Origin of the sequence: Ekhidna sp. (genome assembly GCF_965247405.1) — a bacterium.
In the GTDB taxonomy this organism is placed as follows: Bacteria; Bacteroidota; Bacteroidia; order Cytophagales; family Cyclobacteriaceae; genus Ekhidna.
This window is the reverse complement of the sequence record NZ_OZ252014.1, coordinates 3,092,213-3,111,539: the sequence shown is the minus strand read 5'-3', so window position 1 is coordinate 3,111,539 and position 19,327 is coordinate 3,092,213. Positions and strand designations below refer to the sequence as shown.

The 19,327-nt window shown below is 41.4% G+C and carries 18 protein-coding genes; 9 read left to right on the top strand and 9 right to left on the bottom strand.

What is annotated here, in order from left to right:
- Positions 1-56: 56 nt before the first annotated feature.
- The gene (locus tag ACP14Y_RS14390; RefSeq protein ID WP_349564212.1) at positions 57-482 is read right to left on the bottom strand and encodes a peptidylprolyl isomerase; all 426 of its coding nucleotides are present in this window, start codon (positions 480-482) and stop codon (positions 57-59) included.
- A gap of 129 nt (positions 483-611) precedes the next feature.
- Here ACP14Y_RS14390 and ACP14Y_RS14385 point away from each other — a divergent pair, with 129 nt between their 5' ends.
- Together ACP14Y_RS14385 and ACP14Y_RS14380 are read left to right on the top strand one after the other, a co-directional pair.
- On the top strand, positions 612-1,319 hold the full coding sequence (locus ACP14Y_RS14385; RefSeq protein WP_424963629.1) for a pirin family protein: 708 nt from the start codon (positions 612-614) through the stop codon (positions 1,317-1,319).
- Position 1,320: 1 nt separating this feature from the next.
- The gene (locus ACP14Y_RS14380) at positions 1,321-1,803 is read left to right on the top strand and encodes a VOC family protein (protein ID WP_424963628.1); all 483 of its coding nucleotides are present in this window, start codon (positions 1,321-1,323) and stop codon (positions 1,801-1,803) included.
- Positions 1,804-1,852: 49 nt separating this feature from the next.
- Here the strand turns inward: ACP14Y_RS14380 and ACP14Y_RS14375 are convergent, their stop codons facing one another.
- The 6 genes from ACP14Y_RS14375 to ACP14Y_RS14350 all read right to left on the bottom strand — a co-directional run bounded on the left by ACP14Y_RS14375 (position 1,853) and on the right by ACP14Y_RS14350 (position 8,546).
- On the bottom strand, positions 1,853-3,187 hold the full coding sequence (locus ACP14Y_RS14375) for a RagB/SusD family nutrient uptake outer membrane protein (RefSeq protein WP_424963627.1): 1,335 nt from the start codon (positions 3,185-3,187) through the stop codon (positions 1,853-1,855).
- An 11-nt stretch (positions 3,188-3,198) separates the two neighbouring features.
- Positions 3,199-4,008 carry a hypothetical protein gene (locus tag ACP14Y_RS14370; RefSeq protein ID WP_424963626.1) on the bottom strand — a complete coding sequence of 270 codons (810 nt, stop codon included), beginning with the start codon at positions 4,006-4,008 and terminating at the stop codon, positions 3,199-3,201.
- Positions 4,009-4,161: 153 nt separating this feature from the next.
- Positions 4,162-6,081: a SusC/RagA family TonB-linked outer membrane protein gene (locus tag ACP14Y_RS14365; RefSeq protein WP_424963625.1), complete on the bottom strand. Its 1,920-nt coding sequence runs from the start codon at positions 6,079-6,081 to the stop codon at positions 4,162-4,164.
- 157 nt (positions 6,082-6,238) lie between these two features.
- Complete coding sequence (locus tag ACP14Y_RS14360; protein WP_424963624.1) at positions 6,239-7,216, bottom strand: NADPH:quinone oxidoreductase family protein; 978 nt, start codon at positions 7,214-7,216, stop codon at positions 6,239-6,241.
- Entirely contained in the window at positions 7,213-7,551 is a 339-nt protein-coding gene (gene arsC / locus ACP14Y_RS14355; RefSeq protein ID WP_424964441.1) for an arsenate reductase (glutaredoxin), read from the bottom strand. The genes ACP14Y_RS14360 and arsC overlap by 4 nt, the downstream gene beginning before the upstream one ends.
- Positions 7,551-8,546 (bottom strand): acetamidase/formamidase family protein, encoded by a 996-nt coding sequence (locus ACP14Y_RS14350; protein ID WP_424963623.1) that lies wholly within the window; start codon positions 8,544-8,546, stop codon positions 7,551-7,553. Before ACP14Y_RS14350 ends, arsC begins: the two co-directional genes overlap by 1 nt.
- Positions 8,547-8,702: 156 nt before the next feature.
- Here ACP14Y_RS14350 and ACP14Y_RS14345 point away from each other — a divergent pair, with 156 nt between their 5' ends.
- The gene (locus ACP14Y_RS14345; protein WP_424963622.1) at positions 8,703-11,597 is read left to right on the top strand and encodes a WD40/YVTN/BNR-like repeat-containing protein; all 2,895 of its coding nucleotides are present in this window, start codon (positions 8,703-8,705) and stop codon (positions 11,595-11,597) included.
- A 55-nt stretch (positions 11,598-11,652) separates the two neighbouring features.
- Here ACP14Y_RS14345 and ACP14Y_RS14340 read toward each other — a convergent pair whose 3' ends face one another.
- Together ACP14Y_RS14340 and aroQ are read right to left on the bottom strand one after the other, a co-directional pair.
- Positions 11,653-12,195, bottom strand: a complete 543-nt coding sequence (locus ACP14Y_RS14340; protein ID WP_349564232.1) for an EF-hand domain-containing protein — start codon at positions 12,193-12,195, stop codon at positions 11,653-11,655.
- Between the two features lie 66 nt (positions 12,196-12,261).
- Positions 12,262-12,702 (bottom strand): type II 3-dehydroquinate dehydratase, encoded by a 441-nt coding sequence (gene aroQ, locus ACP14Y_RS14335; protein ID WP_349564234.1) that lies wholly within the window; start codon positions 12,700-12,702, stop codon positions 12,262-12,264.
- 127 nt (positions 12,703-12,829) lie between these two features.
- Between aroQ and xerD the strand changes: the two genes are divergently transcribed.
- The 6 genes from xerD to ACP14Y_RS14305 all read left to right on the top strand — a co-directional run bounded on the left by xerD (position 12,830) and on the right by ACP14Y_RS14305 (position 19,294).
- Entirely contained in the window at positions 12,830-13,729 is a 900-nt protein-coding gene (gene xerD, locus ACP14Y_RS14330) for a site-specific tyrosine recombinase XerD (RefSeq protein ID WP_424963621.1), read from the top strand.
- On the top strand, positions 13,729-14,757 hold the full coding sequence (locus ACP14Y_RS14325) for a quinone-dependent dihydroorotate dehydrogenase (protein ID WP_424963620.1): 1,029 nt from the start codon (positions 13,729-13,731) through the stop codon (positions 14,755-14,757). Before xerD ends, ACP14Y_RS14325 begins: the two co-directional genes overlap by 1 nt.
- 39 nt (positions 14,758-14,796) lie before the next feature.
- A complete protein-coding gene (locus ACP14Y_RS14320; RefSeq protein ID WP_424963619.1) occupies positions 14,797-17,334 on the top strand; it encodes a DNA translocase FtsK 4TM domain-containing protein in 2,538 nt (845 codons plus the stop codon).
- A 19-nt stretch (positions 17,335-17,353) separates the two neighbouring features.
- Positions 17,354-18,028, top strand: a complete 675-nt coding sequence (locus ACP14Y_RS14315; protein WP_424963618.1) for a LolA family protein — start codon at positions 17,354-17,356, stop codon at positions 18,026-18,028.
- A gap of 175 nt (positions 18,029-18,203) precedes the next feature.
- Positions 18,204-18,974 (top strand): hypothetical protein, encoded by a 771-nt coding sequence (locus ACP14Y_RS14310; protein WP_424963617.1) that lies wholly within the window; start codon positions 18,204-18,206, stop codon positions 18,972-18,974.
- A 74-nt stretch (positions 18,975-19,048) separates the two neighbouring features.
- Positions 19,049-19,294, top strand: a complete 246-nt coding sequence (locus ACP14Y_RS14305) for an RNA recognition motif domain-containing protein (protein WP_424963616.1) — start codon at positions 19,049-19,051, stop codon at positions 19,292-19,294.
- The last annotated feature ends 33 nt before the right edge of the window (positions 19,295-19,327 follow it).

Below are 19,327 nucleotides of genomic sequence, written 5' to 3'. Positions count from 1 at the left end.
GCATAAAAAAAGAGGCCTGAATCAAGGCCTCTTCCATTTATTTTTTTGAAAAAGTCTTATCCGATCTCTACAAGTTGGATGTCAAAAACCAAATCCTTTCCAGCCAGTTCGTGATTGGCATCTACAGTGATGGCCTCCTCTGAAACAGCTGTTACAGAAACGTATGTTTGATGACCAAGATCATTTGTAGCCACAAGCTTCTGACCTACTTCAGGCTTCATATCTTCCGGTAGCTGATTCTTTGGAACATCTTGAATCAACTCGTCCCTTCTATCTCCATATGCCTCTGCAGATGGAATGGTAACCGTCTTCTTCTCGTTAATCTCCATCCCATTTACTGCCTCATCAAAGCCTTTAATCATTTGTCCGCCACCCACAGTGAACTCCAGTGGATCTCGCCCTTCAGAAGAGTCAAATACCTCTCCGGAAGTGAGTTTTCCTGTGTAATGTACTTTTACCTTGTCGTTAGCTTTAGCTTTCATAAATACTTTTCTTGTGAAATAATCCTGCAAAGGTACAAAAAATCTATCGCCTTCAATTTCTTAGCATATTTATATGTAACTACATTTAATGTAAATACGTATATTTGATATAATTGAAAGGAGAGAATTATGAAAAAGACAATTCACCGGGCAGATAGCCGAGGTACAGCTGATTTCGGCTGGTTAAAAAGCAGGCATACATTCAGCTTCGGTCAGTATTATAATCCTGACAGAGTGCATTTTGGAATGTTGAGGGTGCTAAACGATGATGTGGTGAAAGGCGGAGCGGGTTTCCCTACACACCCGCATGATAATATGGAGATCGTATCCATTCCACTGAGAGGAGCACTGGCTCATAAAGACAGCACCGGAAATGAAAAAGTGATCCATACTGGTGAGGTGCAAATTATGAGTGCCGGTAGTGGGTTGACCCATTCGGAATACAATGCCAGCAAAGCAGAGGCAGTCAATTTCCTTCAAATCTGGGTCTTTCCAAAGGAAAAAGACATCACACCCAGATATGATCAGCGTGTATTTGAAACAAGTGAGAGACAGGATAAAATACAAACTGTCGTTTCTCCTGACCAAAAGGACTCACTATGGATCAATCAGGATGCGTGGTTTTCCTTAGCCACTATTTCTGATGGAAATACCATCACCTATCCAATAAATAAAACCGGAAATGGGGTGTACGTATTTGTGATTGAGGGCCAAATCAATACTGATGGTGAAACCCTGGATAAACGAGATGCGATTGGGATATCTGGGGTTGAGGAGCTTCAGATAAAGGCATCTCAAGACTCAGAATTGTTGTTCATCGAAGTACCCATGAATTGATATGGAAGATTATAAGATTCCGGCACAATCCCGCATAGGCCATGTACACTTAAAGGTATCAAATATTCAACGATCACTTGATTTCTATTGTGGCCTGTTGGGGTTTGAACTAATCACCACTTATGGTGATGATGCTGCCTTTATTTCTGCGGGTGGATATCATCATCATATTGGTTTAAATACATGGATGAGTAAAGGAGGAAGCCCTCCTCCTCGAAATGCAACAGGGCTTTTCCATATCGCGATCTTGCTTCCTAGCAGAAATGATTTGGCTGTGCTGCTAAAAAGATTGAGAGAAGCGAAATATCCAATTACCGGAGCATCGGATCATGGTGTCTCAGAAGCCATCTACCTGAATGACCCGGACAAAAATGGAGTGGAGCTTTATTGGGATAAACCAAAAGCAGATTGGCCAGTAAAAACAGACGGATCTTTGGATATGTATACTAAGCCTTTGGATTTGGATGAACTCATTAAAAAATAGCATAAAAAAACCCGCTCTTTTGAGCGGGTTTTTTATGTGTATATTCAATTTAGTTACCTACTTCATCCAATGGAACAGGGAATTGATTGAAAATTTCCTGAGTCGCAGGAATTACATTTCCATCATCGTCAGTAGTAGTCACAGGATCCAAAGTAACGTATGTTTCATTGAGATTGCCTGTTCTTCTAAGATCAACCATTCTATGAGCCTCACCCCACAGCGAATACCTTCTCTCGTATAGAACATCATCAATAGTCACTGTTCCAGCTAGTGGATTGGCCCAACCCCAACCGGCTCTTACTGCATTGATACCTGCTAGAGCTTCAGCATTGGTACCGTCAGTTATGTTGGCTTCTGCATAAATCAACATCAGCTCCTCATTTCTAATTATATCAATGGGACTTGTTGATGTAGCATATAAATTGGTCTCATAATTGACCGTAATACCAGATTTTGTAAAGGAAGAAGCCCTCTGCGTAACTTTCTCCGAAACTCTAGGATCACCAGCCTGCGCTTCGTTTATCCAAGTGTCTGAAGCAAAAATTTGATTCCCATTTTGACCTGGTGTTTTAAATAGATCGTTTAGTAAATCACCTCCGGTTGTACTGAAGATCATTTTTGGACCGACGTTTAAATCTCCATTAATATCAAAAAATGAATCATCAAGATGATTCAATGCCGCCGCTCCATCACCAGCATAAATTGCAGCTCTGGCAGCTAAAGCTCTATTGAACTGAGCAAATGTTGTAGGAGTATCAAATCCGTCAAAACCACTTGTAAAAATCATTGCAAATTCTGCTCCAGCTAACTCGTCATTAGCCTCATCTAGTAAGTCGCGTACATATTGCAATACCTGTGCTTCATCAGTAACAAGAGGACCAAAATCATCTGGATCATCTACATCCAGACGTATTCCACTATCAAAATATGCGCCCCAAATTATTAAAAACTGATGTGCGATCATAGTCTTAGCAAACCCACTATAACCATCTCTTTCTGCTGCGCTAACACTTTCATCAGCATTAGGTAATGATTCTAAAAGAATATTACAGTTCTTAATTGTTCTATATCTGTTAATCCAGTTTGCTGTTGTATAGAAAGAGTCATTATCCAAAGCACCTTCTGTACCAATCAGATCGGTCGTGTTCCGTGGATCTGCATCAAACAAATAAAGCTCTCTGGTAATTGTTCCAGTTGCTGTGGCATATATCGAATAACTATTTCGCATTCGAGCAAGTACCCCTGTCACAAGGTTGTTTAAATCTGTTTCAGTAGCACCCTCTGCTATATTTTCTACCGCAGGAGCATTAGGATTTATTTGTTCGTCTATTTCACAACCAAATGTCAATACTCCGCATAATATTATAAATGATATCTTTTTCATTGTGCTAATCATTAAAAGTTAACCTTAAGATGAAAGAAAATCTGTCGATTATTCGGATATGGACCTACATCCAATCCACTACCCAGAGCATTCGTTCCATTGGTCGAAACCTCCGGATCATATCCCAAATAATCTGTCTTAGTCCATAAGTTTCTACCAGATGAACCAATTTTGACACTTTGAATCGTTCCATTAAACACAGCTAAAGCTGACTTTGGTATAGTGTAGTATAAAGCAACCTCTCTCAATCTCCAATATCCAGCTGGCTGAATCCATGTGTCAGCATATTGAGAACCTCTTTCATCTATGATTGGGTTTGTTCCACCGTCATCAAATAATAAGTCAGATAGATTCAAGTTCTCACTTCCCTTCTTCCAATGAAGTAGGAATGAGAAATCAAAATTGTTTAGGAAATTGACTGTATTGTAAAATGACATCTGAAAGTCAGGTGCTGTGTTTCCTACTTCTGTAGGTGTACCATCTACATTCTGGTAAATACCTGTAACTGATCCTCCCTCTTGAATGTAAAATGTTCCTAGCCCAAGTCCAAAACCATTACCTGGAGCTGTGAATGGAGGAACTCCCAATCTAGTATAAGTAGCTTCGTTTCTCCACCAGTTTATTGTAGAATTCCAAGTAACATTCTCATTACTAACTGGTCGAGCATTCAATGCAATTTCTATTCCCTTGTTCTCTAGGTCTGCATCATTCAAAACCTGAGTACTGAATCCAATTGATGGTGGGAGGCTTCTATCAAATAGCAAATCCTTAACCTTTCTATTGTATGCAGTGAATTCTAGGCCTACAATTCCATCGAACAAACCTAAATCAAATCCAAATTCAAGCTCCTGAGATGTTTCAGGCTCAAGATTTGGTGTACCTCTTTGAGTATCAATAACACTACCGCCTTGACCTCCAATATTGGTAGGATCGAAAGTAGTAAATAATGAACCATAAGTGGCGCTGGATCCTGTTTAACCATATGCGACACGTACCTTCAGCTGATTGATTTGATCCACGCTCCAAAAATCAAAGTTGTGAATATTTGCAGCTATGGAGGCTTTTAGAAAGCTATAGTACTTATTAGGATCACCATTTAAACTTGACTTATCCATACGAATACCAACCGTACCGATCAACTGATCGTTATAGTTTGCTTGTTCTTGGAATATGAAGCCAAATTCCTCTTCATTCTGAAGATCTTGAATAATGTCCTTAGCCCCACTTTGAGTAAGGTTCGTTTGACCAGGAATCAATTGAGTCGCCTCATTATACAAAAACTCTCTTTTGAAATTTAGATATGAAATTCCTGCACTTGTTGTTAAGGCCAAGTCCCCTAGGAAAATATCATGTACTAAGAAAGCAGTATAATTGAGGTTGGTAAACACGTTTTTACCTGCTCCAATATATCCATTTTGATTCCCCACTTGAGCTTGATGGAATTCAGGGACATAAACAAAAGTCTCATCCACAAAAAAATCAAGCCCGCCTTGCCATTTGAAAGTCAACTTCTGATCATCCTTTTGAATCAAATCAGCCTCAAAAGCCAGTGATTGAAGAGTTCTATTTACTTTATCCTCGTTTCTTGCTTTATCTCTGACCAATAACATGTTACCAGAGGCAGCTGGATTATCTGGGTAATTGCCATCTGCATCGGGGTATAAATTGTACCAAGGTCTCGTATACGCCAGGTTATAAATCACAGCCAATCCTCCTTCATTTTCATTACCAGTAAATCCTCTAGAAGTTTCAGAACGAATAAAGGAAGAGGAAGAGCTAATTTTAACACGATCACTAATTCTGTGATCAATATTTGCTCTTATATTATACCTTTTAAATCCAGTATTTTTCATAATACCTTCTTCATCCCTTACAGATCCACCAAGAAAGAAGGTTGTCTTATCACTTCCTCCTCTGGCAGAGAAATTTGTATTAGTAATCAATCCAGTTTCACCGAAAAGTTCTTTTTCATAATCAACAACCTCACCTGCATTAAAAGCAGCAACTTCACCATCACCAAAAGTTGATGCAACATTTGTAGCATTCCAATCCCTCAGGCCTTTTAGTCGCACAGCTTTACTAAAACCAACATCTTGAGACAAACTAAATTGAGTTCTTCCTTGACTACCTCTTTTAGTTGTTATTATAATTACTCCAGCGTTTGCTCTAGTTCCATAAATGGCTGCTGCAGAAGCTCCTTTTAGAACTTCAATGTTTTGAATATCATTTGGATCTAAATCAGCAAGCCTGTTAGAAGCTTGTTCTTCATTTGGTCTATTAGCACCGGAAGCGAATCTAAGGCCAGACGGTACTTCCGCATTACTCATATAGATACCATCAATTATTACCAAAGGTTGGTTATTTCCCTTGATCGAGGAGATTCCACGTAAACGCATCGCAATTCCACCTCCAGGAGCTCCTGAAATTGAAGTCAGGTTAACTCCTGTTAACTTTCCATAAAGGGCTCCATCCACAGTACCTTGATTTGTCATACCGGTTAGTTCCTCAGAGGATACTGAACTAACCGAATTAGCCAAATTTGATCGTTTCACCGATGTTGCCAAACCAGTCACAACCACTTCATCTAAATTCGTAACATCAGTAGTCATCGCAAGATCACCTGCATCTGAAGCTGCAACTTCCTGACTTGAATATCCGATTGAAGAGAACACCAAAGTAGATCCCGAGGGAACTGCTAATTCATATTCTCCATTGATTCCTGTAATAGTTCCATTGGTTGTCCCTTTTACTAAAACAGTTACCCCCGGTAGCGGCTCTCCATTGGAAGCATCCGTTACCGTTCCACTGACCCTAACATCCTGGGCCATCAAAAAACTAATGGGCACCATAAAGGCTAGTACCATCAGTTTTCTTTTTAAGTAGTTTTTCATCATAGTAGAGTTTTTAACTTAAAAATTGATTTAACATGTAGATAAAACTCTTGAAATATAAGATGAATACCAAAAAATCTTCGATTAATATATTTGGGTGGACAACTTTAAATTGTAAAGAATTACGCAAACAAAATTAAATTCTGCACAAGAATGATTCTTAATTCACCTGGAGTATGATTTTTCCCATAACCTCCCTTTTTTCAATTTTTTCTAAGGCTTGTCTTGTTTCTGACAATGTGAATACTTCGTCAACGACAGGTTTAATTTTACGTGAAGCAACCAGTTTCATTAGCTCCTGAATATTCCTTTTATTCTCTTCGGGATAGTGACGGAAAAAGTTACCCCAAAACACTCCGGTGAGTGATGCACTCTTCAATAATGGAAGGTTAAGCGGGATTTTGGGAACATGCCCGGATGCAAAACCAACAACCAAAAATCGACCCATCGGAGCAATGGCCCGAAATGCCTGTTCAGAATAGTCTCCTCCCACTGCATCGAAAATGACATCCGCTCCCTTTCCTCCGGTCAGATCCTTTAGTGCTGCTTTGATGTTATCCGGCGTGTATTTATGTAACACATCCGCTCCTAGCATTTTACAAAATTCCAGCTTCTCATGAGTAGAAGCACAGGCGATCACTTTTGCACCCATCACTTTTCCTAATTGGATTGCTGCAGTCCCTACCCCTCCTGATGCTCCTAATACGGCAAGCGTTTCACCTTCATTGAGATTCGCCCGATCTTTGAGCGCATGAATGACCGTGCCGTGGGTCATCAAAACAGTGGCTCCATCCTGAAAGCTCACCTCATCCGGTAAATGGTGCGTATTAAAAGCAAATCCCTGCACCTCCTCGGCAAAGGCTCCCCATGTGGTTCCTGAAACCACCCGATCGCCGGGTTTGAATTCGGTGACATCCGGCCCCACTTCCTTTATCACCCCAGCTACCTCACCACCGGGGACAAAAGGAAGATCCGGCTGAAACTGATATTTCCCTCGTATTATGAGCGTATCAGGAAAATTAATACCGGCACATTTCACTTCGATGATAACCCTACCCGGACCCGGATAACCCACCTCATGATCACCAAATACCAGTTTTTCAGGACCTCCCAGCTCTTTTACAAGTACTGCCTTCATAGGATATCCAACACATTTTCAGGAGGCCGGCCAATAACTGCTTTGTTTTCATGTATTACAATTGGACGCTCAATCAATTTCGGATAAGCGATCATTGCATCAATCCATTCATCATCAGACAATTCTTTCCCTTTAAAATTTTCCTTAAACTCAGCCTCCCCCTTTCTTATAAGCTCTGAAGGTTTGATACCAAGGAGGCTCACTACTTTCTTCAAATCATCTTTCGTTGGTGGATTTTTCAGGTATTCTTTTACAACGAAGTTTGCTCCTTTTTCTTCAATCAATGCAAGCGTTTGCCTGCTCTTGGTGCATCTGGGATTATGATAGATTGTCATCATTTGGTTAATACTTCTTTGTTTATAGACATGGTTACGAGCATATGAGGGACATCCACTACTTCAGCAATTTTAAGATCACCGGCCAGTGAACACAACATGTAGGCATCATTTCGACTTAACCCATGATCACTTACCAGATAATCAATCATATATCTTGTCGCTTTCTTTGCTGCCTCGTCGATGGTGGTTGCATAAGCCGTCACTGTATACACATCATCGTTTTCATATTGTGGCTCCTCAATGGAAGACCCTTTCAGTAGCTCGATCTCAACCAAAAACTTCATTGGCGCCTCTATGGCCGTGCCGCAAACCTCACCCAGCCCCTGCGCGGCATGAGCATCTCCGATTGAAAACAAAGCTCCCTCAACGAACACCGGAAGATAAACCGTAGTACCCTCTACGATATTCGGATCATCCATATTACCCCCATTCGCTCTGGGAGGTATGGTAGAAAGCAAACTATCCGTATTCGGAGCAACCCCCAAAACTCCAGGGAAAGGCTTCAACGGAATATTAATCCCATCAACAAAACGCACGTTGTTTTTACCCGCAAGTTCAAATGTTTTTAAATGCGGTTCGGTAAACTCATCAGCCAAAAATCCAAAGCCGGGTAAGATGGCCGTCCAGCCCCATTCACCAATTTCGATTTTGTGAAGCGTTACGGCAATCACATCTCCCGGTTGAGCCTCATTGATGTAGATTGGCCCTGTTAGCGGATGTATGGGATCAAAACTCAGATTCATTAAATCAGCAGTATCAGAATCCATGGTCAACTGCCCATCTGTTGCTTCTTCGGTGCTTATCTCAACTACCTCTCCTGAATTGATGGTCAGCACTGGCTCAATGGTTCGACTCCATTTATTGTGAGTCTGCTCTGAGGTAAGTGTGTGATCAGCTATCGGAACAACTGCATCAGTTAATTTCTCCGAGTTCTCTTCGACTGTGGTACATCCAACTATAGCGACCACTAAAATCCATATATGTTTCTTCATGTAGGTAAAGGTTGATTTCACAAAGGTTCTGATTTATACTTACTAACTTATTAAAAAATCTAACCTCATGAAATGAGCATGATTAATAAACACCTCAAAGAATGAATATTAATCATGCGAATTCCATGTGACCTATAAAAAGCAAAACACATCCACATGAAAACCATTTACCTACTTCTCTTTTTGAGTATGTCGCTGATGCTACCTGCTCAGCGAAAGAAAAAATCAAATGACATTCCTGCATCAACTCCAGCAAAGGAGCGGTGGGAAGGATATCAGCAAAGAGTAAAACTTGAGCAAAATTCATTTGTAAAAAATGTCCCATTCAAAAATGTGGGACCTACTGTGATGAGTGGGAGAGTCGTAGATTTAGCTGTGGATCCTTCTGATCCATCGCATTTCTATGTTGCCTATGCCTCCGGATCTTTATGGGAAACATATAATAATGGCACCTCATTTGAGCCCATTTTTGATAATCAAATTGTAATGACAATAGGAGATATTGCTGTCGACTGGGAAAATGATATCATCTATGTTGGATCAGGAGAAAACAACTCCAGCAGATCGTCCTATTCCGGCTATGGAGTATTTAAATCCACCGACAATGGGGAAAGCTGGGAAAATGTTGGCCTCACTGAAACACACCACATTGGACGCATTCTAATACATCCCGAAGACCCAAACACCATTTGGGTGGCTGCATTAGGTCACCTCTATTCTGAAAATCCCGAACGAGGCATTTATAAATCCACAGATGGAGGGAAAACCTGGAACAAAACCTTATTTGTTAACAATCGAACTGGAATAGTAGAATTGATTATGCATCCTGATAATCCCGATCTCCTCATTGCCGGAGCTTGGGAAAAAGATCGAAAGGCCTGGAACTTTACAGAGGCTGGACCCGGAACTGCTATCTATCGCTCGGAAGACGGTGGAAATACCTGGAATGAAATATCAGATGATTCCGGCTTTCCTGACACTGATGGAACCGGTCGGGTAGGTCTCGCTTTCGCTCCCTCTGATCAGAATATCGTGTACGCCATCCTTGACAATCAGGATCGTCGACCAAAAGAAGAAGATGACGAAGAAGGCCTCACCAAAGACGAGCTTCGAAACATGAGCAATCAGGATTTTCTTGCTTTGGAAAACAAAGACATCAACCAGTTTTTGGATGACAATGGATTCCCAAGAGAATACAATGCTGTTGATATCAAGAAAGACGTGGAAGCTGGAAAAGTAAAACCAATTGATTTGGTGATTTACACTGAAGACGCTAATTCATTGCTTTTTGACACTCCGGTAAAAGGTGGAGAAATGTATCGTTCCGAAGATGCAGGTAAGACCTGGACCAAAACCCATGAAGATTACATCGAGAGCATGATCTTTTCTTATGGGTATTACTTCGGTCAGGTGAGAGTGGATGCCAAAAATCCGGATGTTGTTTACACGATGGGGGTGCCGATCGTTCGATCTGATGATGGTGGCAAGACATTCAATAGCATCAATGAAGATAATGTGCATGTGGATCATCACGCACTGTGGATCAATCCCGAAGACCCAAGACACCTTATTCTTGGAAATGATGGAGGAGTTTACATCAGCTATGATACAGGTGAAACCTGGATCAACTGCAACTCTCCCTCTGTAGGTCAATTTTATTCCATTGCTGTGGACATGGCTGAGCCTTACAACGTGTATGGTGGACTTCAAGACAATGGCGTTTGGAAAGGCCCGAGTACGTATGAGTACTCCAGAAGCTGGTATCAGGAAGGAAGATATCCATATGAACGCTTGATGGGTGGTGATGGCATGCAGGTGGCGGTAGACACACGTGACAATGCGACCATATACACCGGCTATCAGTTTGGCAATTACTTCCGTATCAATACGAAAACAGGTGAAAGAAACTATATCACCCCACGACATAAACTTGGAGATGCACCCTATCGATGGAACTGGGAGGCCCCAATCGCTATTTCCAGTCACAATCAGGACATAATTTATTTCGGAAGCAATCGATTCCACAGATCCATGAATAAAGGTGATGATTTTGAAACGCTGAGTGGCGATTTAACCAAAGGAGGAAAAAAAGGGGATGTGAGCTATGGTACACTCACAATCATCTCCGAATCGCCTACTCGTTTTGGATTGATCTATATTGGTAGTGATGATGGCTTAATCCACCGATCAGAGAATGCAGGCGAAAGCTGGACTAAGATCGCAGATGATTTGCCTGAGAATTTTTGGGTAAGTACGGTGGTTGCATCAGCACACAAAGAAGGCAGAGTCTATGCATCATTGAATGGATACCGATGGGATAATTTCCAATCGCTGGTATACATGAGCGAAGACTATGGAAACAACTGGAAAGATATTTCAGCCAACCTTCCTATAGAGCCAGTGAACGTGGTGAAAGAAGATCCTGAAAATGCAAATATTATCTACATCGGAACCGACCATGGCGTATACGCTTCACTTGACGGAGGTAAAAGCTACCAGGCATTTGGCGAAGGACTGCCTAACACTCCTGTCCACGATTTGATTGTTCATCCTCGAGAAAATGATTTGGTGCTAGGCACCCATGGCAGAGGTATTTACATCGCAGATGTATCACTTGTGCAGCAGATGAATGAAGAAATTTTGGCAAAGGCTCTTCATGCTTTCCCAATCGATGAGGTAACCCATAGTTCCAGATGGGGTAGCAAAAGATGGACGTGGGGTGATGTTATAGAGCCGACGATTGATGTGGCTTTCTATTCCAATTCCAACGGAAACGGAAAAGTGGAGGTCATCTTTAAGGATCAGATGGTTTCATCCCAGGAATTATCTGCTGATAAAGGACTTAACATTGTCGAATTGGCGCTCGAAACCAGTGAATCATTTAAAGACTTATTGGAAGACGATCAAAAAGAAAATTATGAAGCCGCTGAAAATGGCGACTATCACTTAGTGGTTGGTGAGTATACCGTTCGTGTCACAGTCGGAGATACGAATGTTGAAACACCACTTACAATTAAAGAGCCAAGGGAGAGACCAGGTAGAAAGGAATAGGGATTAATAACTAATGGTACAATGGAGCCGCCTCAAAATATGAGGTGGCTTTTTTTTATTTTCTTCTCCAATCCCCAAAAATCCAGTTACCAGGAGCCTTTTCATCCGGAGACATGAAGAAGTCTTCGAAGGCTTGCACCAATTCTCCTCCGCTTATCCGTCCATCTCCATTGATATCCAGCAAATCGAAGGCCTTTTTCGCAACAGACATATATAGGCCATAAGCCTTAAACATATCCAGATATTCGCGCTCATCTATATGACCATCCATGTCCTGATCGAAGAGTGAAAACAGATAGGTAGCAGACTGATTCACATAGTCATTCGGTTTGGAGAGTACAACACGATCAAAAAACTCGATCCATTCCTCGAGTGTTAGCTCAGCATCTTCTTTCCCAATATCCTTAATGATCTGCACAAACAATCTGTGTGCACGCAGCTTCAGTTCAAGTCGAACCACAGAATTATCATCCAGACCAATGATATCGCTCATCGTCTCCCCTACCATTTCAAAATCATCTTTCTCCAGGATACCGTTCCCGTTATTATCCAGAACATTGAAAAAATGGGTGATCTTTTGCTGTTGTATGTCTGTCATGGCGGTGTATTTGTGGGAAAGTTAAGAAGTTCGATGAAAAAAACATCCCCCTCCTCCCTCACAATTCTACGCACCCCCCTTCAAAGGGGGAATACTTTGCAACTCCTCAATCGCTACCTCATACCCCTCAAACCCCATTCCATTGATAGAGCCAATACACACATCCTTGATGTAACTTATCTGACGAAAATCTTCCCTCTCAGCAAGGTTTGAAATGTGCACTTCGAAAACCGGTGTTTCAATTCCTGAAATAGCATCTCTCAATGCGATACTGGTATGCGTATATGCCCCCGGATTAAAAACCACTCCATCATAACTAAAGCCCACCTCATGTAGCTTATCAATCAACGCTCCTTCATGGTTCGACTGAAAATACTCCAGATTATGATCTGGAAAGCGCTGTTTCAACTCTTCAAAAAAATCATCGAAAGATTGGTTGCCATATATTTCAGGCTCTCGTTTTCCTAAAAGGTTTAGGTTGGGTCCGTTTAAGATGAGTATTCGCATAGGTTATATAGTCGTACTAAATTAGACGTTTAAAATTAGCACTGTCATCACGAAAGCAGTGAGGCGATCTCATTTTTAAGATCACCTTATCATTCTTCTTCGTAATGACGTTCATAAAATCAAATACTTGTCCTGGTCAACCTACACGAAACAATTTAAGAGCTACCTAAAACTGGAGCGGTCACTAGCGTCTAATTCAGTGGACGCTTACCTGGCAGATATTTCCAAGCTTCAACAATTTTTTGAGATTAAAGAACGAGACGTACCTCCCACTAAAGTGGTTCAGCAGGACCTTGTTGACTTTCTTGAATTCATCAATGAGTTGGGGATGTCGGCTTATACACAAGCACGAATGGTCTCGGGCCTGAAGGCATTCTTTCGATTTCTTGTTTACGAAGAGGTGATCACCAAAGATCCTTCTGAGCTAATAGAAGCGCCAAAACTCGGCAGAAAATTACCGGACACCCTTGACCTGCCGGAAATTGAAGAGTTATTTAGCACGATTGATATGTCCACTCCTGAAGGTCAACGCAACCGGGCGATGCTTGAGACATTGTACAGCTCAGGTTTGCGTGTTTCCGAACTGATTAGTCTCAAAATCAGCAACATTCATGAGGATATAGGCTTCCTCCGAATCATTGGTAAAGGGAGTAAAGAGCGTCTGGTCCCAATTGGAAGATCCGCGTTGAAGCACATTAAAATCTTCAGAGATGAAGTCCGAATACACATCGTTGTGAAGCAGGGCTTTGAAGATCATCTTTTCATCACCAAAAGAGGTAAGGCCATCAGTCGGGTGATGGTGTTTATGATCATCAAAGATCTGGCCGCTAAAATTGGATTGAAGAAAAATATTAGTCCCCACACATTTCGTCATAGTTTTGCAACACACCTGATCGAAGGAGGTGCAGATTTACGTGCTGTGCAAGAAATGCTGGGACATGAGTCCATCACCACAACGGAAATCTACACGCATCTGGACAGGGATTACTTGAAACAGGTCATAACACAATACCACCCAAGAAGCTGATGTATCAACTTTTAAAGCCCATTCTTTTTTTATTCTCCCCTGAAAAAGCGCATAAGATCACTACCGGCTTGCTTCACCTTGTTTTGAAGTTTCCTTTTGGAAAATCAATTGTCAAGGGGATGTTCAACTTTCAAGACCAGCGACTGGAGCGCGAGGTTTTCGGCTTGAAGTTCAAAAATCCTGTGGGACTGGCTGCAGGTTTTGATAAAAACGCTGAACTCATCGATGATTTCGCTAACCTCGGCTTTGGTTTTATTGAAATTGGCACTCTGACGCCCAAAGGACAACCCGGCAATCCACAACCACGCCTTTTCAGGCTGCCCAAAGATGAAGCGTTGATCAATCGGATGGGCTTCAATAATGATGGCGTTGAAGCGGCTATTGAGCGACTAAAGAATCGTAAGTCTGATATTTTGGTTGGGGGGAACATCGGGAAGAACAAGGTCACTCCGAATGAAAACGCCCTGGATGATTACCTCATTTGTTTTGAAAAGCTATATCACTATGTGGACTATTTTGTGGTGAATGTCAGTTCTCCGAATACACCAGGCCTTCGTGATTTACAGGAAAAGGAGCCTTTGATGAAGCTTTTAAAAGCACTTCAAGATGAAAACAAGAAGAAAGAAATCCAAAAACCCATTCTATTGAAAATCGCTCCTGATCTAAGCGAATCACAGCTTGATGATATCATTGAAATCACTCAAAAGCTTGATTTAGATGGGCTGATCGTGTCAAACACTACCATCGATCGAGCCGGACTAAAAACAGACACTAAAAAAGTGGAATCCATTGGAGCAGGTGGACTCAGTGGAAAACCTGTTTTCAATAAATCAAATGAAGTTCTCAAATATATCAGAAGGCACCTCCCACTCGTTCATATCATAGCTGTTGGAGGAATTCATTCTGCACAAGAGGCAGTTGAAAAAATCCAGGCCGGAGCTAATCTGGTGCAGATATACACAGGACTGGTATATGAGGGACCGGCATTGATCAAACGGATCAATAAGGAACTGCTAAAGCATGTTTGATCCACGCTGAAAACTCCATTATTTTTGGGAGCATAACCTATGGCACAAAATACCTACAAGAAGAAGAGCGAAAAGAAGCAGAAGAAGGCGAGCCTTAAATTCAACTTCATCACGGATCGGAAATTCCATTTATTCATTGGTTTCACCCTGTTATTGATTTCAATATTTCTGGGTGTTTCCTTCATTTCTTACCTCAATACCGGTCAGGCAGATCAAAGCGTTGTGGAGGCATATACCAATACCAATGTGAAAGAATCCGGCGCTGAGGTACAAAATGCATTCGGACTGATAGGAGCCATTGCAGCTCATTATTTCATCTTTCTCTGGTTCGGTATCGCTGCGATTCTCATTCCCCCGTTCCTTTTTATTGTCGCCTACCGCATCATTTGGTTTCGTGCCTTGCTGCCAATCACTAAAACATTCAACTTCGTTGTTTTCTACCTGATCTGGGTTAGTATGGTTATGGGCTACTTTCTCATCGCACAGGAAGAAACCACCATGTGGGGATTTCTAAGCGGTGGCATTGGATACGAGTTGGCTGTCATTGCTCAAAGTCTAATGGGATGGGGTGCTGTGTTGTTCATCATTTTCATGTTCGTAGTATTCAACATGTTCTTTTTTGATATCACTCGAATTCCCGCTTTCAGCGGTATTGTCCCTTCATTAGAAAACCTGGTGAGTCAGATTAAAGCGCTGATCCCTGAGAAAAAACCAAAAGAGAAGAAGCAGGATATCACCTCTGTTTTGGATCAAATTAAGAAAGAGGTCGAAGATGAAGATGCCAATCGTGATGAATCAGAAACCTGGGTTGTGAAGAAAATTCCACCAAAACAAGCTCAAAAAGAAAAAGCTGACCCGGAATTCACCGTTGATCTTCCCGAATTTAAAGAGGAAGAGCCTCTACCTAAAGAGGTGGAAGAAAAGGTCTTTGCTCCGAAAGAAGAAAAACCCACCCCTCCGCCACCACCTCAGGAAGAGGCCCCTACGAAAAACGAGGAGCTGGAAGATCTTTCATTTGAAGTAGAACAAAAAGAATTTGAGGAAGAAGTGAAAGAAGAAGCGGTCAATTATGACCCGACACTGGATCTTCCCCGATACAAGTTTCCGACTCCTTCACTTTTGACTGACTATCCTGAAAAGGATGTGAAAGTAACAAAGGAAGAGCTTGAGCAAAACAAAGACAGAATTATCGAGACACTGGTCAACTTTAAGATCGGTATTTCAAGTATCAAAGCGACCATTGGTCCTACGGTCACACTCTATGAGATTGTCCCTGAGGCCGGAGTAAAAATCTCTAAGATTAAAAACCTGGAAGATGATATCGCACTTAGCCTGGCTGCACTAGGCATTCGTATCATCGCACCAATACCAGGAAAAGGTACCATAGGTATTGAAGTGCCAAACAAAAACCGTGAGATGGTGGACGCTCGTTCGGTGATCACCACGAGTAAATTCATGGAAAGCAAAATGGAGCTTCCGGTAGTTTTGGGGAAAACCATCTCGAACGAAGTTTTTGTTACGGACTTAAGCAAAATGCCACACTTGTTGATGGCAGGTGCCACCGGTCAGGGTAAGTCAGTTGGATTAAATATTATGCTGACTTCTTTGCTTTACAAAAAGCACCCTTCTCAGCTTAAGTTTGTCCTTGTCGATCCTAAAAAGGTGGAATTGACACTTTTTAATAAAATCGAAAAGCACTTCCTGGCCAAACTTCCCGATAGCGAAGAACCCATCATCACCGATACCTCGAAGGTGGTGAATACACTAAACTCACTCTGTATAGAGATGGACAATCGCTACGACCTGTTGAAGAGTGCTGCCTGTAGAAACCTGAAGGAATACAACAAAAAATTCACTGAGCGGAAGCTAAACCCGAACAAAGGACACAGATTCCTACCATATATTGTACTGGTTATTGATGAGTTGGCAGACCTGATGATGACTGCTGGTAAAGAGATTGAGACACCAATCGCACGTCTTGCTCAGCTGGCTCGTGCAATCGGTATTCACCTGATCGTAGCAACTCAGCGTCCATCCGTAAATGTGATCACAGGTATCATTAAAGCAAATTTCCCGGCCCGACTCTCGTTCCGTGTAACTTCCAAAATCGACTCGAGGACCATCCTGGATGCAGGTGGTGCAGACCAGTTGATTGGTATGGGAGATATGCTCCTTTCCATGGGGTCAGACATGACACGACTGCAGTGTGCCTTTGTTGATACGCCGGAAGTGGAGCGCATTTGTGATTTCATTGGAGATCAGCGTGGATATGATGACGCTTACTTGCTTCCGGAATATGCCGGCGAGGAAGAGTCCGGGATTGGCGAAGTGGATCTATCAGACCGAGATGCCCTTTTTGCGGATGCTGCCCGACTTATTGTTATGCATCAGCAGGGCTCTACGTCCCTAATTCAACGTAAAATGAAGCTTGGGTACAACAGAGCCGGGCGATTAATTGACCAACTTGAAGCAGCAGGAATCGTTGGACCTTTTGAGGGTAGTAAAGCCCGCGAGGTACTTATACCGGACGAACATAGTTTGGAACAGTTATTGTCTGAGATAGAAATCAAATATTAAGAATCAAGAAATCCATCAAATGAAGAAGCTAGTTATTGCATCCTTATCACTCATTATTTTATTCAATGCACATGCCCAGTATGACCCTGAAGCGCTGGCAGTGCTTGACGCCATGAGTAATAAATACCGTAAAATGACATCATTCAAAGCTGAATGGTATGAAACTCTTTATAATAAGTCTGCAGGAATGAATGAAAAAACGTCGCTTAGAACTGCGGTTGTCAAAGGGAAAAAGTTCGTACTTAATCTTCCTGATTTAGGCCAAGTTATGTACTACAATGGGGATGAACTCCATCGTTTTTCACCTGAAGCCAATGAAGTCTTCATTGTTGAAGATTACGATCCGGAGGAGGAATACGACATCAGAATAGATCAGGTATATGATCTCTACAAAGAAGACTTTAAATATAATCTTGAAAATTTAGCGTCCTTTTCAGATCCTACGGTTCGTGAATTGGCGCAAGCTGAATCCAGCGACTACATTATTAAACTCACGCCCGAAAAAAGAGATCTTAGCTATTTTCTTATTAGAATGGTCATCAGTTCTTCCTATGACATTAAATCTCTCGTGATCTATAGTGATTCTGGGAATAGAAATATTTACAACATAAAAAGCTACAAAAGGATTGATGTTGAAGATTCTTATTTTTCATTTGATTTTAAGAACAACCCTAACGTAGAAGTACTCAGATAGTACAAATTATATAAAGGAATTTCTACTTCATTAAGTGATAGTTATTTCAAATTTGACGTCTCGAAATACCCCAATGTAGAGGTGATAGACTTTAGGTGAGAAAATTTACCCCTAAGTAAGTATTCTATTTTAAGCCTTTCAGCCATACTTTGGTGAGTACTTAAAAATCAAGATTATGAAAAAGTACTTTACCCTACTATTATTTGTCTCTTTTCTCATATTTATTGGCTGTGGGTCAGAAGATGAACCAGATACTTCTGAAGTAAATATCGATATCAGTGGGGAGTATGAAGGGGTTCTTCAATTATCAAGCGGACCTGAAAGAGGTATTGTCTTATACAGATTTGTTAGTAAAGGTGATAATGTTTACACAGGATTTTATGAAGGCAATGAATTTGCCGAAGTGACCGTAACAGGCAATACGATAACAGGAGTCCCATCAAATGGAAATACCGCCTTTGCTACCATGACTGGAACAGCAAGTGAAGACGGAATAGGCTATATATTTTTAGATGATACCGGCACTACTGAAGCAAGCTTTTCAGGCGATAAAATAGATTCAGGTACGCGAGCAACAGCCCATATTACCTTAGATGGTAATGGGTACGTTCAGGTAAATGATCCTTTGAGTCAATGTAGCAATACTTCCGCTTCGATTTTTTACTACAGAGTGGGTGATCTTGCGTGGAAAGCAAGTTTTGTGATCACATGCGGTGAAAACATCACGGCTGGAACTTATCCGATTGGGGCAGGCCTGTTTGATGCTACTATTTCCGTTAACATGTCTTATCAGGGAGAATCATTTAACTCATCAAGTGGAAACGTCGTTGTGACAGGAAACACGGATACTTCACTGGTGTACGACTTCACAAATGTGCAATGGGAACTTAGCTTTGAAGGAAGTGAAGCGCCAGCTATTTCAGGCGAGCCAACCTGCATTTATTAAACTAACAATAAAAATCATATCTTTGCGATGTTCAGAACAAGTCTGAGCACTTTTTTAAATTTTTATTTTTTTTAATGAACATTTTTGTAGCTAAGCTTAACTATGCAACTTCAGAAGACGCATTAAGACAAGCATTTGAAGAATTCGGAACAGTTGATTCCGCAAAAGTTATCATGGACAGAGACACTCAGAGATCGAAGGGATTCGGTTTCGTAGAGATGCCTAACGATGATGAAGCTAACCAGGCTATTTCCAGCCTTAACGACGCAGAATTAGATGGTAGAACCATCGTTGTAAAAAAAGCTAACCCTAGAGGTTAAGCACTTAAACAGATTCTAAGTTTTTTGATTTTT

Excerpts from the sequence above, each read along its gene's own strand:
- ACP14Y_RS14365 (WP_424963625.1), bottom strand. The coding sequence starts at position 6,081 with ATGATGAAAAACTACTTAAAAAGAAAACTGATGGTACTAGCCTTTATG.
- ACP14Y_RS14340 (WP_349564232.1), bottom strand. The coding sequence starts at position 12,195 with ATGACAGACATACAACAGCAAAAGATCACCCATTTTTTCAATGTTCTG.
- ACP14Y_RS14375 (WP_424963627.1), bottom strand. The coding sequence starts at position 3,187 with ATGAAAAAGATATCATTTATAATATTATGCGGAGTATTGACATTTGGT.
- ACP14Y_RS14315 (WP_424963618.1), top strand. The coding sequence starts at position 17,354 with ATGAAGAAGCTAGTTATTGCATCCTTATCACTCATTATTTTATTCAAT.
- ACP14Y_RS14305 (WP_424963616.1), top strand. The coding sequence starts at position 19,049 with ATGAACATTTTTGTAGCTAAGCTTAACTATGCAACTTCAGAAGACGCA.
- ACP14Y_RS14360 (WP_424963624.1), bottom strand. The coding sequence starts at position 7,216 with ATGAAGGCAGTACTTGTAAAAGAGCTGGGAGGTCCTGAAAAACTGGTA.
- ACP14Y_RS14385 (WP_424963629.1), top strand. The coding sequence starts at position 612 with ATGAAAAAGACAATTCACCGGGCAGATAGCCGAGGTACAGCTGATTTC.
- ACP14Y_RS14350 (WP_424963623.1), bottom strand. The coding sequence starts at position 8,546 with ATGAAGAAACATATATGGATTTTAGTGGTCGCTATAGTTGGATGTACC.
- ACP14Y_RS14325 (WP_424963620.1), top strand. The coding sequence starts at position 13,729 with ATGTATCAACTTTTAAAGCCCATTCTTTTTTTATTCTCCCCTGAAAAA.
- ACP14Y_RS14345 (WP_424963622.1), top strand. The coding sequence starts at position 8,703 with ATGAAAACCATTTACCTACTTCTCTTTTTGAGTATGTCGCTGATGCTA.
- arsC (WP_424964441.1), bottom strand. The coding sequence starts at position 7,551 with ATGACAATCTATCATAATCCCAGATGCACCAAGAGCAGGCAAACGCTT.
- ACP14Y_RS14310 (WP_424963617.1), top strand. The coding sequence starts at position 18,204 with ATGAAAAAGTACTTTACCCTACTATTATTTGTCTCTTTTCTCATATTT.
- aroQ (WP_349564234.1), bottom strand. The coding sequence starts at position 12,702 with ATGCGAATACTCATCTTAAACGGACCCAACCTAAACCTTTTAGGAAAA.
- ACP14Y_RS14390 (WP_349564212.1), bottom strand. The coding sequence starts at position 482 with ATGAAAGCTAAAGCTAACGACAAGGTAAAAGTACATTACACAGGAAAA.
- ACP14Y_RS14380 (WP_424963628.1), top strand. The coding sequence starts at position 1,321 with ATGGAAGATTATAAGATTCCGGCACAATCCCGCATAGGCCATGTACAC.
- ACP14Y_RS14320 (WP_424963619.1), top strand. The coding sequence starts at position 14,797 with ATGGCACAAAATACCTACAAGAAGAAGAGCGAAAAGAAGCAGAAGAAG.